Raw genomic sequence first — 11,144 nt, 5'->3', positions numbered from 1 at the left:
GTCAGCCTCCGATCCGGGCGCGGACGCTGTAGAGCTCGGGGAAGAACGTGAGGTCGAGCGCGCGGCGCAGGAACGGAACGCCGGACGACCCGCCGGTGCCGGGCTGGGTGCCGATCATGCGCTGCACGGTCTTCAGGTGCCGGAAGCGCCAGAACTGGAACGCGTCCTCGAGGTCGACCAGGTCTTCGCAGGCCTCGTAGACGTCCCAGGCCGCGGCCGGGTCGTCGTAGACACCTTCGAAGACCGGGATCAGCTCCGGGTCCTCGACCCAGGCCCGACGCACGTCCCGGTCGAGGATCGGCTTCGGAACCGGGTAGCCCCGGCGGGCCAGCAGCCGCAGGAACGCGTCGTAGAGGCTGGGCTCCTCGAGCAGCGTGTGCAGCGTCTCCCAGGCCGGCGGGTCGGACTCGAAGACCGCGAGCATGTCGGCGTTCTTGTTGCCGAGCAGGAACTCGACCGCGCGGTACTGGTGGGACTGGAACCCCGACGAGGGGCCGAGGATCGTGCGGAACTCGCCGTACTCGCTCGGCGTCATCGTGGCCAGCACGGCCCACTGCTCGGTCATCGTCTCGAGGATGCGCTTGACGCGTGCGAGCCGCTTGAGCGACCAGGAGAGCTGATCGGCGTCGAGCAGGTCACGCGCGGAGCGCAGCTCGTGCAGCATCAGCTTGAGCCAGAGCTCGGAGGTCTGGTGCTGGACGATGAACAGCAGTTCGTCGTGGTGGGTGCTGAGCGGCTGCTGCGCCCCCAGCACCAGGTCCAGACGTAGATAGGAGCCGTAGCTCATCGCGTCGCGGAAGTCGGTTCGCACGCCGCTCTCCAGCGGTCGCTGCCCATGCTCGATGCTCACCCCCGGCACGATATCTCACTATCGTGACGGGCGTAAGACTAGTGAAATGCCACGCCGTCCGTTGGCTCGTTAGGATCGGGCCCGTGCAACCCGGGGTCGCGGTCAACACGCTGGTGGAGTTCTGTGCCCGCCGGGACGTCGCGGAGCTGACGCCGGACGCGCTCGGGCCCGTCGACGTCGTGATCCTGTTCGGCGGCAGCATCCTGGCCGGTGGAGACGTGTTCGCCCGGGCGATCGCGGACCGCGTGGCCGGGCACTTCGTGATCGTCGGGGGCCAGGGGCACTCCACCGACGCGCTGCGCGACACGTGCCGGAACGTGCTCGGGTGGGACGACGTGGACGGCCGCAGCGAGGCCGCGCTCTTCGACCGGTACCTGCGCGAGCGGCACGGCGTGGAGGCCGACCGGCTCGAGACCGCGTCGACGAACTGCGGTACCAACGTCCGGAACGCGCTGGAGCTGCTGGCCGCCGAGCGGGTGCCGCACCGGCGGATCGTGATCATCCAGGACGCGTCGATGCAGCTGCGGATGCACGCGTGTTTCCGCCTGCTGGCGCCGGACCTGGAGGTCGTGAACTTCGCCGCGCACCAGGCGAGAGTGGACGAGCACCTGCGGATCGTGAACCCGCCGCTCGGGATGTGGAGCCCCGAGCGGTACCTCACGCTGCTGATGGGCGAAGTTCCCCGCCTCACCGACGACGAGCACGGGTACGGCCCGGCCGGCCGCGGCTTCATCGCCCACGTCGACGTGCCGGCCCCCGTCCGCGAGGCCCACGCGGCGCTGCTCGCGGCCGGCGTGGGCGAATCGCGGGCGGCCGACCCGCGCTGGGCCTAGCGGCGTTCGCGCCGCTCGAGACCTGCACCCGGATGCGGTGACCCCGGCGGAACCGGTACGCGGTGGGCCACAGGCGCACGTCGGCGCGGCTCACCGGCGCCGACCTCCCCGATCACCTCGACGTCGCTCTCGAGCACCGGTGTGGTGTACGTGAGCACGTCCGGCCGGGCCTCGAGCGCGGTGTTGTCGACCCGCCCGGCTCCCCCGCCGCGGACCAGGCGCACGCCGCCGGCCGCGGTTCCGGCTCCTCGCCGCGCGCGTGCGCGAGCCCGAAGCCGATCGCCTCGGTGGACGGCGTGCTGTGGAAGTCCACGTGGGTCCACGGTCCGACGGTCAGCCGCGCCGGGTTTCCGGCCTCGCGCAGGATCCGGAAGTCACGCAGCTGACCGGGCAGGAAGATGTCGTACCAGCCGGCGATCGAGCTGACCGGCGTGGTCACCGAGGCCACCCGGTGGGTGTGGTCCAGCCCGGCCCACCGCGTCGCGGTCGCGTCGTGCGCCAGCACGTCCTGCACGTACTGCGACCGCACCCCGCTCGCGGCGACGTCGGCCGAGGCCAGCGGGAGCGTCCGCAACGCGCGGGCGGTCCTGCGCTCCTGCGCGAACTGCCGCAGCGCGGCGAACCGGCGCTCCTGCACGCTGACCATCACGCCCCACCCGACCGGCGTCTCCAGCGACATCCCGTCGGCGCGCTCCTGGCGCATCGGGTCGAACGTGCCGCCGGAGCCGAACCCGCCGCGGGTGCTCTGGATCACGACCTGGTACCCGCGTTCGGCCAGCGGACGGGCGATCCCGGTGCCGAACGCCCCGCCCCGCCCGTACGGGGTGCGCACGAGCGCGGTCGGCTGACGAGATTCATTCCGCGTCCTCCCGGGAACGTGCTCCCTGTGACCCAGACTCAAGTACTGCCCCTCCAGGAACGTAACCCCGATCAGCCCGGCAAGCGCGTCGTCGCCGACGTACTCGTGCGTGACCAGCAGGGCCGCGTCCTGCTCGTCGACGACGACCTGCCCGGCAGCGACGTCGCGGCGCACGAGTCGCCCTGGACGGCCGCCCAGCGGGCCCTCCACGAAGGACTCGGGCTCGACCGGCCGCCGACCCGCCTGCTCGTCGTGGACTACGTGGACGACCACCTCACGTTGATCTTCGACGCCGGCACCCTCTCCGACGCCCAGACCGAAGCCATCCGCGCCCGCAAGTCCGCCTTCTGCGACCCCGGTGAGGCCGGCGAGCTCCTCCCCGAGCAGGGCCGCCCGCGTCTCTCCGCCGCCTGCGAGGCCCTCCGGTTCGGCGTCTCCCGGTACCTGCAGGACGGCGAGATCCTCGGCTAGGAATCGAGGAACGTCAGCACCGCGCGGACCCGGCGGTGTTCGTCGGCGGAGGTGAGGTCGAGCTTCGCGAAGATCGCGTTGATGTGCTTCTGGATCGCCTTCTCGGTGACGGTGAGCGCCGCGGCGATCGCCGCGTTGTTGCGGCCCTGGGCCATCAGCGCGAGCACCTCGTGCTCGCGCGGCGTCAGGCGGCCGAGCGCGCCCGCGTGCGTCGGGCGGGCCAGCAGTTTGGCGATGACCTGCGGGTCCATCACGGTGCCGCCGGCCGCGACCGCGCGCACCGACTCCACGAACCGGGTGACGTCGCCGACGCGGTCCTTGAGCAGGTACCCGACCGCACCGGCGCCGTCGGAGAGCAGCTCGCGTGCGAACAGCTGGGCCACGTACTGCGAGAGGACGAGCACCGGTAACCCCGGAATCCGGCGGCGGGCCTCGATCGCGGCGACCAGGCCCTCGTCGGTGAACGTCGGAGGCAGCCGGACGTCCACCACGGCGACGTCCGGCCGGTGCTCCACCAGCGCGTCGAGCAGTTCCGGCCCGCTGCTCACGGCCGCGACCACCGTGTCGTCGTACGCGGTGAACAGGCGCACCAACCCGTCGCGCAGCAGCGCGAGATCCTCGGCGATCACGACTCGCACGGCACGCTCACCTCGATGATCGTGGGCCCGCCGACCGGCGACGTCACGGCCAGCTGCCCGTCGAACGCGGCCAGGCGCCGCCGTAACCCCGCGATCCCGCCGTCCGGCCGGGGCCGCGCGCCGCCGTGGCCGTCGTCGCGCACGGTCAGCCGGATCGCGTCGCCGTCGCGACGCAGCACCACCGACGCCCGGCGCGCCCCCGCGTGACGCGCCGCGTTCGTCAGCAGCTCCGCCACCGTGAAGTACAGCGCGGACTCCACCGGCGCCGGGGGCCGCCCGGGCAGCTCCACCTCGACCTCGACCGGGAGCGCCGCGGCCAGCGCCAGCTCCTGCACCCCGCCGGCCAGGCCACGTTCGGCGAGCACCGGCGGATGGATGCCGTGCACGATCTCGCGCAGGCCTTCGAGCGCCGCCGCCGCGCCGGCCCTGGCCTCGGCGACCAGGCGGCGGGCCCGCTCGTCGTCGACCAGCTGCTCGACCAGCCCGAGATCGAGCGCGACCGCGACCAGGTGCGCCTGCGCGCCGTCGTGCAGATCACGCTCGATGCGGCGCAGCTCCTGCTCGGCCGCGCGGACGCTCTGCGCGCGGCTCTCGGTGAGCTCGGCGATGCGTGCGTTCTCCACCGACGGGCGGAGCAGTGCGCTCGCCAGCGCCGCCTCCGCGGCCACCAGCAGCCGCCCGAGCCCGTACGCCGCGACGCCCAGCACGACGCCCTGCGCGCACACCACCCACGCCGTGCGCTGGTCGGCGATCACCCGGCCGTTGAGGGAGAGCTCGCCCGGGTGCGGCACCGCCTCCAGCACCGGGGCGAGCACGCCGGCGACACCGCCGAGGGCGAGCACCAGCGCGGCCACCCCGGCGGGCAGCAGCACGAGCCCGAGCCCGGCCTGCCACCCGACCGCGCGCCAGGTGGCCGGATCGGCGAGCCTGGCCCGCAGACGCGGCACCGAGACGGTGCGCCCCTGCCGGCGCGCGGCGGCACGCACGGTGGCGGCCAGCGTCGCGTCCAGGAAGACCAGCCCGACGCCGACGAGGCTCAGCGCCAGGCCGAACGTGCGCAGGCACGCGGCGAGACCCGCGCCCACCAAGCGGATGGTGTCGCGGGCCCACCTCGTGACTAGCTGCACCGCACGTCCTTCGTCGGCCATGACCCGTCGAGAAGATACGCGTCGGCTACGACGTTCTCGCACGCGTCGGGGCCGCGCACGCCGTAGACCCCGTGTCCGCCGGCGGCGACCGTCACCAGCCGGGAGCGCTCGCCCAGCGCCCGGCGCATTCCCCGGGCCGACTCCAGCGGCGTCGCGGGGTCACGCTCGTTCTGCAGGACGAGAATCCGCGGGCCGTGGTCGGCGATCCTCACCGGCGCCTCGATCGGCGGTGTCGGCCAGAACGCGCACGGCCACAGGTTCGCCGGGAAACCGGCGCTGAGCGGGTAGGCCGCCCGGTCGCGGGCCACCGCGCGCCGGTACGTGTCGAGCGTCGTCGGCCAGCGGACGTCGCCGCAGGCCACCGCGTACGCGGACGCGATCGCGTTGTCGGCGGGCACCCCCGGTGACGTCGTCGCGCTGGGCGTGATCTTCGCGAGGATCTGGGCCAGCAGCGCCGTCTCCTCGGTGGACGCCACCCCGGCCGCCAGGTGCCTGCCCGCCCGCCAGGCCTGGGCGAGCGGCCCGAGCGCGGCGTCCTGGTAGAGCAGGCTGAACGTCAGGTAGCGGAACACGTCCCCGGAGAACACGACCGGCGAACCGGGTACGCGTGCCGGTGCCCGGTCCAGCGCCGCGGCGACCCCCTGGTAGAGCGCGGTGGCCTCGGCGACGCTCAGCCCCGCGGCACGGGCGGCGTCCGGGAAACGGGCCGCCATCCCGGCGCTCTGCTGCCGGAACTCGTCGTACCAGATCCGCTCGGGGTCGACGGCGCTGTCGAGCACCATCCGGTCGGTGCGCCCGGCGAACAGCGACGCGTAGACCGCGCCGAGGTAGCTGCCGTACGACCCGCCCCAGTAGGAGACCCGTTCCTCCCCCAGCGCGCGCCGGATCAGGTCCAGGTCGCGGGCCGTGTTCGCGGTCGTGAGGTACGGCAGCAGCGCCCCCGAGCGGGCCCGGCAGCGCGCGGCGGCCGACCGTGCGAACGCGATGTTCGCGTCGATCGAGCCGTCCGGGGCCGGGTAGGGGCTCGTCGGCACCATCTCCGCGGTGGTGAGCCCGCAGGTGACCGGCGTGCTGCGTCCCACGCCCCGCGGGTCGAACCCGATCAGGTCGTACGCGGCGCGCACCCGGGGGCTGGTCAGCTGCGCGAACGTGGCCGGCAGGTGCAGGCCCTCGGTGCCCGGGCCGCCGGGGTTGAGCAGCAGCGCACCCCGCCGTTTCGCCGGGTCCCCGGCCGCGAGCCGCGACACCGCGAGCGTGATCCGCGGCCCGTCCGGGCGCCGGTGGTCGAGCGGCACCCGGATCGTGCCGCAGGTCAGCGCCGGGCTCGTCGGAACACCGGCGGCCGGCGCCGGGCACGCGCCCCAGCGAATCGCCGGCGGCGCCGACGGAGCCGGCGGTGCGGCCCGCGGCTCGGGCCGGGCTCCGGGCGGTGCGCACCCCGCCACCGCGGCGAGCGCCACCAGCGCGGCGATCATCAGCTTCTTCACGACTCTCTCCCTGGATCGACCAGGGAAAACGCTAGGGAGAACGGCGCCGCCGAACGATGGTGCCCGCGCGTGCATCCGGGGGTGGTGCAGGCACCACCCCCGGCGGCTACTTCCCGGTGACCAGCAGCAGCGGGAGCAGGGAGCGGACCTGGTCGCGCAGGTCGTCCAGGGCGCCGGGGCGGTCGGTGAGGTGCCCGAGCAGGGCGCGTTGGAAGACGCCGTCGAGCAGGCCGTAGACGGCGTCCGGACCGGTCAGGACCTCCCGGCCGCTCAGTGCGGAGTAGCGGGCGACCACCCGCCAGATCATCTCCTCGAGCGTCTGGTCGATCATCAGGACCGCCTCGCGCAGCCCCTCCTCGAACATGCTCTGGGTGCGCAGGTCGTACCAGAGCCGGTGCATCGGGGCCTCGTCGACGATCGTCTCGACCAGCTTGGCGGCGAACGCGTCGATCAGCTGCTCGGGGGTGGACGACTCCGCGACGACCGCGTCGTAGCGCGTCACGCACCGCGCCTTGTAGTAGCGGACGCAGTAGATGATCAGCTCGAGCTTGTCGGCGAAGTAGTAGTGCACGACGCCGTGGCTGAACTCGGAGTTGTTCGCGATCTCGCGCAGGCTGCTCCGCGCGTACCCGAGTTCTCCCAGCGTGAGCAGGGCCGACTCGGCGAGCTGCGTGCGCCGCTCGTCGTACTTGTCCGCCGGGACCTTCCGCGCCGTGCGCGCCGCCGCCATCCTGCCCTCCCCGTGCGTAGGACCCGATCCTACGCATGTCTTGACAGTTGACCAAAGAAGTCTTGACAACCGTCAAGCACCGAGCCGTAAGTTGGGATCCCGCCACTTCATGACCGCAACGGAGCGCCTCATGACCGTTTTCGACCTGACCGGACGCAAGGCTCTCGTCACCGGAGCAGCGCAGGGACTCGGCGAGGGGATGGCCTTAGCGCTGGCCGCCGCCGGGGCGAAGGTGATCGTCGCCGATCTCCAGGACGAGCTGGGCACCAAGGTCGCCGAGTCGCTCGGCGAGGGCCACGGCTTCGTCCACCTCGACGTCACCGACGACGCCAACTGGGAGTCGGCGGTCGCCACCGCCGCCGAGCGCCTCGGCGGCCTGGACATCCTCGTCAACAACGCCGGTGTCGAGATCACCAGCCTGCTCGTCGACGTCGAGGCCGACCAGATCCGCAGGCAGCTCGAGATCAACCTCCTCGGCACCACGCTCGGCATCAAGCACGCGTTCCGCGCGATGCGCCCCGGCGGCGTCGCCGGTCACGGTGGTTCGGTCGTCAACGTCGCCTCGGTCGCCGCCACGATCGCGTTCCCCGGCATCGCGGTCTACTCGGCGACGAAGTCCGGAGTGGACCGGCTGACCCGGGTCGCCGCCGCGGAGTCCGGCCGGATGGGCTACGGCGTCCGGGTCAACACGATCTACCCCGGCCTGGTTCCCACCGCGATGGGCGCCGGTCTGGCCAACGACGTCGCCCGGCTCGGCCTGTTCGCCTCGCCCGAGGAGGCGGTCGGCGCGGTCGTCGCGCTCACTCCGTCGGGCCGGCTCGGCGAGGTCACCGACATGGCCGACGCGGTCGTGTTCCTCGCCTCCGACGGGTCCCGTTTCGTCAACGGCGCCGGCCTGCCGGTCGACGGCGGCATGGGGATGTGACCGTGCGGCTCGTCGACTACCTCGACAAGGGTGCGTCGCTGGGGCCCGACGCACCCTGCCTCACGACCGACGGCCGGTCCAGCACCTACGCGCAGGTGCGTGAGCTCAGCTTCCGCATCGCCGCGGCGCTGGCCCGGCAGAACGTCGCACCCGGTGACAAGGTCGCGATCCTGTCGGCGAACGATCCGATCGCGTTCACCTGCGTCTTCGGGATCAGCCGGGCCGGCGCGGTCTGGTGCCCGATCAACCCGCGCAACGAGGCCGCGGAGACCCGCGAGCTGCTCGAGCTCTTCGAGTGCGGCGTGCTGATCTTCCAGGCCTCGTTCGCGCCGCTGGTGACCCGGCTCGAGCTCCCGCTGACGCTCGTCTGCCTGGACGGCGACGTCGAGGGTGCGCTCACCTGGGACGAGTTCCTTGTCGCCGGGGGTGAGCCGGACCGGCCCGCGGTCGACGACCTCGCGATGCTCGTCGGCACCGGGGGCACCACCGGCCGCCCCAAGGGCGTCATGCTCACCGGCGCGAACCTCGAGGCGATGACCGCGCTGACGCTGATGAGCTACCCGTTCGAGGGCCGCCCGACCTACCTCGCGCTCGCGCCGCTCACCCACGCGGCCGGGGTGCTGTGCTTCCCGGTGCTCGCGCTCGGCGGCGAGATCGTCGTCATGCGCGCGCCCGACGTCGGCGCGTTCCTGGCTCTGGTGGAACGCCACCGCGTGACCCACACGTTCCTGCCGCCGACGCTGATCTACCTGGTGCTCGACCACGCCGACCTGGACCGGGCGGACCTGAGTTCGCTGCAGTGCTTCTGGTACGGCGCGGCACCGATGTCGACGGCACGGCTCGCCGAGGCTCTGCGCCGGATCGGCCCGGTGATGGGCCAGCTCTTCGGGCAGACCGAGGCCCCGATGATGATCTCGACGCTGGCTCCGCGCGACCACTTCCGCGCGGACGGCTCGGTCGCGACCGACAAGCTCTCCTCGGCCGGACGCCCGACCCCGCTGGTGACGGTCGGGATCATGGCCGAGGACGGCGCCCTGCTCCGGAGGGGTGAGCGGGGCGAGATCGTGGTGCGCGGCTCGCTGGTGATGCGCGGCTACTACCGGGACCCGGCCGCCTCGGAACGGGCGAGCACGCACGGCTGGCACCACACCGGTGACATCGGCTACCTCGACGAGGACAACTTCCTCTTCATCGTCGACCGGGCCAAGGACATGGTGATCACCGGCGGCTTCAACGTCTACTCCACCGAGGTGGAGCAGGCGGTGATGGCCCATCCGGCCGTGCAGGACTGCGCGGTGATCGGGCTGCCCGACGAGAAGTGGGGCGAGCGGGTCACCGCGGTGGTCCAGCCGCGCCGGGGCCAGGAGATCGACCCGGTCGAGCTCGCCGCGTTCGTGAAACGACGCATCGGCAGCGTGAAGGCGCCGAAGCAGATCGAGGTGTGGCCCGACCTGCCCCGCTCCAAGGTCGGCAAGATCCTCAAGAACGAGATCAAGCAGACCTTCGCCTGACGGGGACGGCCTTAGGGCACGAGCCCGTACGTCGCGGCCGCGGTGCCGCCGAAGATCGCCGCGCGCTCGTCCGCCGAGAGGTCGGCGACCAGCTCCTCGGTGGCCTTCACGACGTCGGCGTAGGGGGCGGCCAGGAGGCAGACGGGCCAGTCGGAGCCGAACATCAGCCGGTCCGGGCCGAACGACTCCACCGCCACCTCGACGGCCGGTCGCAGGTCCGCCACCGACCAGGACGCCCAGTTCGCCTCGGTGACCAGACCGGACAGTTTGGCCACCACGTTGGGCGCCGCCGCGAGCCTCCGCAGCTCGCCGGCCCAGGACGCGAGGTCACCGGTGGCCAGCGGAGGCTTCGAGAGGTGGTCGAGCACGAACCGCACGTCCGGCAGCGTGGTCACGAGCTCGATCGCGGCGGGCAGCTGCGGGGGGAGCGTGAGCAGGTCGTAGACGAGGCCGCGGGCGCCGACCGCCCGGAGGCCCCGCTGGACGTCGGGGCGGAGCAGCCAGCGCGGATCGGGCTCGGCCTGCACCAGGTGGCGCACGCCGACCAGGCCGGCGGGCAGGGAATCGAGCACGTCACCGACGTCGGGCGCGGTCAGGTCGACCCAGCCGACGACCCCGGCGATCCGGTCCGACGCCGCCGCCAGCGCCAGGAACTCACGGGTCTCGTCCAGGTCGGCGAGCACCTGCACCAGCACCGTGTGATCGAAGCCCGGCGGCAGATCGTCCACTCCGAACGACCGGTGGATCGGGCCCAGCGGCTCGAGCCACTCCTGCGGCCGCCGGGAGAGGTCCCACAGGTGGTGGTGAGCATCGATCCGCACTCAGTCCAGCTCCGCCCACAGCTCGTCGGGAATCGGGACGGTTGATCCGTTCCGGCGGAGAATTTCATCATATGAATAACGTATGCCGCAAGAGGTAGTCTGTCGTGGTGACCGACTTCGGTGGCCCGCTCGGGCCGATCCAGCCCCGCCGCTCGGGGCGCCTCGGCGACACCGTCGTCACCTACCTGGTCGACCGGATCGTCGCCGGTAGGTACGAGGTGGACAGTGCGCTCCCGACCGAGCCCGAACTGTGCGAGGAGTTCGGCGTCTCACGCACGGTGGTGCGTGAGTCGATCAAGCTCCTGGAGGAGAAAGGACTGGTCCGGGCGACGCCGGGGCGCGGCACCCGGGTGCTGGAGGCGCCGGGCTGGAACCTGCTCGACCCGATCGTGCTCGAGGCCCAGATCCGGCACGACCGGGAACTCGGCATCCTCGACGATCTGGTCAGCGTGCGCGCGGCGCTGGAGAGCGACATGGTCGCGGTGGCGGCCCGGGTGATCACCGCGGAGCAGCAGCAGGCGCTGGCCGACCAGATCGAGGTGCTGGCCGCCCACCTCGGCGACCCCGACCGGTACGCCGCCGAGGACGTGGTGTTCCACGAGCTGATCATGGCCGCGTCCGGCAACCGGCTGGGGCACGCGATCATCCACAGCATCCACGGCAAGGCCCGGCTCTCGAGCCGCTACAACGGCACCCCGACCGTGGAGGGCCTCGACCGGTCGATGGGCGAACACCGGCAGATCGAGGCGCTGATCCGGGCCGGTGAGGCCGAGCGGGCCGGCGCGCTGATGCGTACCCACATCGTCGGCTCCTGGAATCGCCGCCGCCCCGCGGTGCACGGAGCCCTGCGCCGGGGGTGAATTCCGCCGCC

Annotated in this window: 12 protein-coding genes and 1 pseudogene; 5 read left to right on the top strand and 8 right to left on the bottom strand. The window is 72.7% G+C overall.

Annotation, left to right across the window (positions count from 1 at the left end):
- Position 1 precedes the first annotated feature (1 nt).
- Positions 2-787 carry a tryptophan 2,3-dioxygenase gene (locus CRYAR_RS11360; RefSeq protein ID WP_425389390.1) on the bottom strand — a complete coding sequence of 262 codons (786 nt, stop codon included), beginning with the start codon at positions 785-787 and terminating at the stop codon, positions 2-4.
- 146 nt (positions 788-933) lie between these two features.
- On the opposite strand from CRYAR_RS11360, the gene CRYAR_RS11355 reads away from it, so the two are divergent.
- Positions 934-1,683, top strand: coding sequence for a YdcF family protein (locus CRYAR_RS11355; RefSeq protein WP_035850428.1), 750 nt, complete (start codon positions 934-936; stop codon positions 1,681-1,683).
- A gap of 13 nt (positions 1,684-1,696) precedes the next feature.
- Here CRYAR_RS11355 and CRYAR_RS51245 read toward each other — a convergent pair.
- Both CRYAR_RS51245 and CRYAR_RS11350 read right to left on the bottom strand, forming a co-directional pair.
- Positions 1,697-1,762: pseudogene (locus CRYAR_RS51245) on the bottom strand (CocE/NonD family hydrolase C-terminal non-catalytic domain-containing protein); the annotation flags it as partial.
- A 33-nt stretch (positions 1,763-1,795) separates the two neighbouring features.
- Complete coding sequence (locus CRYAR_RS11350) at positions 1,796-2,584, bottom strand: CocE/NonD family hydrolase (RefSeq protein WP_211247395.1); 789 nt, start codon at positions 2,582-2,584, stop codon at positions 1,796-1,798.
- Between CRYAR_RS11350 and CRYAR_RS11345 the strand changes: the two genes are divergently transcribed.
- The gene (locus CRYAR_RS11345) at positions 2,570-3,013 is read left to right on the top strand and encodes an NUDIX domain-containing protein (RefSeq protein WP_211247394.1); all 444 of its coding nucleotides are present in this window, start codon (positions 2,570-2,572) and stop codon (positions 3,011-3,013) included. The genes CRYAR_RS11350 and CRYAR_RS11345 overlap by 15 nt on opposite strands.
- Here CRYAR_RS11345 and CRYAR_RS11340 read toward each other — a convergent pair.
- The 4 genes from CRYAR_RS11340 to CRYAR_RS11325 all read right to left on the bottom strand — a co-directional run bounded on the left by CRYAR_RS11340 (position 3,010) and on the right by CRYAR_RS11325 (position 7,016).
- Positions 3,010-3,651, bottom strand: coding sequence for a response regulator transcription factor (locus tag CRYAR_RS11340; protein ID WP_035850424.1), 642 nt, complete (start codon positions 3,649-3,651; stop codon positions 3,010-3,012). The two genes, CRYAR_RS11345 and CRYAR_RS11340, sit on opposite strands and share 4 nt — an antisense overlap.
- Positions 3,639-4,736, bottom strand: coding sequence for a sensor histidine kinase (locus CRYAR_RS11335; protein ID WP_169745019.1), 1,098 nt, complete (start codon positions 4,734-4,736; stop codon positions 3,639-3,641). The genes CRYAR_RS11340 and CRYAR_RS11335 overlap by 13 nt, the downstream gene beginning before the upstream one ends.
- Positions 4,737-4,768: 32 nt before the next feature.
- Entirely contained in the window at positions 4,769-6,286 is a 1,518-nt protein-coding gene (locus tag CRYAR_RS11330) for an alpha/beta hydrolase (RefSeq protein ID WP_084700354.1), read from the bottom strand.
- 106 nt (positions 6,287-6,392) lie between these two features.
- The gene (locus CRYAR_RS11325; protein ID WP_035850423.1) at positions 6,393-7,016 is read right to left on the bottom strand and encodes a TetR/AcrR family transcriptional regulator; all 624 of its coding nucleotides are present in this window, start codon (positions 7,014-7,016) and stop codon (positions 6,393-6,395) included.
- A 130-nt stretch (positions 7,017-7,146) separates the two neighbouring features.
- On the opposite strand from CRYAR_RS11325, the gene CRYAR_RS11320 reads away from it, so the two are divergent.
- Positions 7,147-7,941 (top strand): SDR family NAD(P)-dependent oxidoreductase, encoded by a 795-nt coding sequence (locus tag CRYAR_RS11320; RefSeq protein WP_035850422.1) that lies wholly within the window; start codon positions 7,147-7,149, stop codon positions 7,939-7,941.
- A 2-nt stretch (positions 7,942-7,943) separates the two neighbouring features.
- Positions 7,944-9,452, top strand: coding sequence for an acyl-CoA synthetase (locus CRYAR_RS11315; RefSeq protein ID WP_035861784.1), 1,509 nt, complete (start codon positions 7,944-7,946; stop codon positions 9,450-9,452).
- Between the two features lie 11 nt (positions 9,453-9,463).
- Here the strand turns inward: CRYAR_RS11315 and CRYAR_RS11310 are convergent, their stop codons facing one another.
- Positions 9,464-10,273 (bottom strand): amidohydrolase family protein, encoded by an 810-nt coding sequence (locus CRYAR_RS11310; RefSeq protein ID WP_035850421.1) that lies wholly within the window; start codon positions 10,271-10,273, stop codon positions 9,464-9,466.
- Between the two features lie 107 nt (positions 10,274-10,380).
- Here CRYAR_RS11310 and CRYAR_RS11305 point away from each other — a divergent pair, with 107 nt between their 5' ends.
- Positions 10,381-11,133 (top strand): FadR/GntR family transcriptional regulator, encoded by a 753-nt coding sequence (locus CRYAR_RS11305; protein ID WP_211247393.1) that lies wholly within the window; start codon positions 10,381-10,383, stop codon positions 11,131-11,133.
- The last annotated feature ends 11 nt before the right edge of the window (positions 11,134-11,144 follow it).

This window comes from Cryptosporangium arvum DSM 44712 (assembly GCF_000585375.1).
GTDB classification, from domain to species: Bacteria; Actinomycetota; Actinomycetes; order Mycobacteriales; family Cryptosporangiaceae; genus Cryptosporangium; species Cryptosporangium arvum.
Note: the sequence above shows the minus strand (reverse complement) of the source record. Positions and strands in the feature narration are given on the sequence as shown.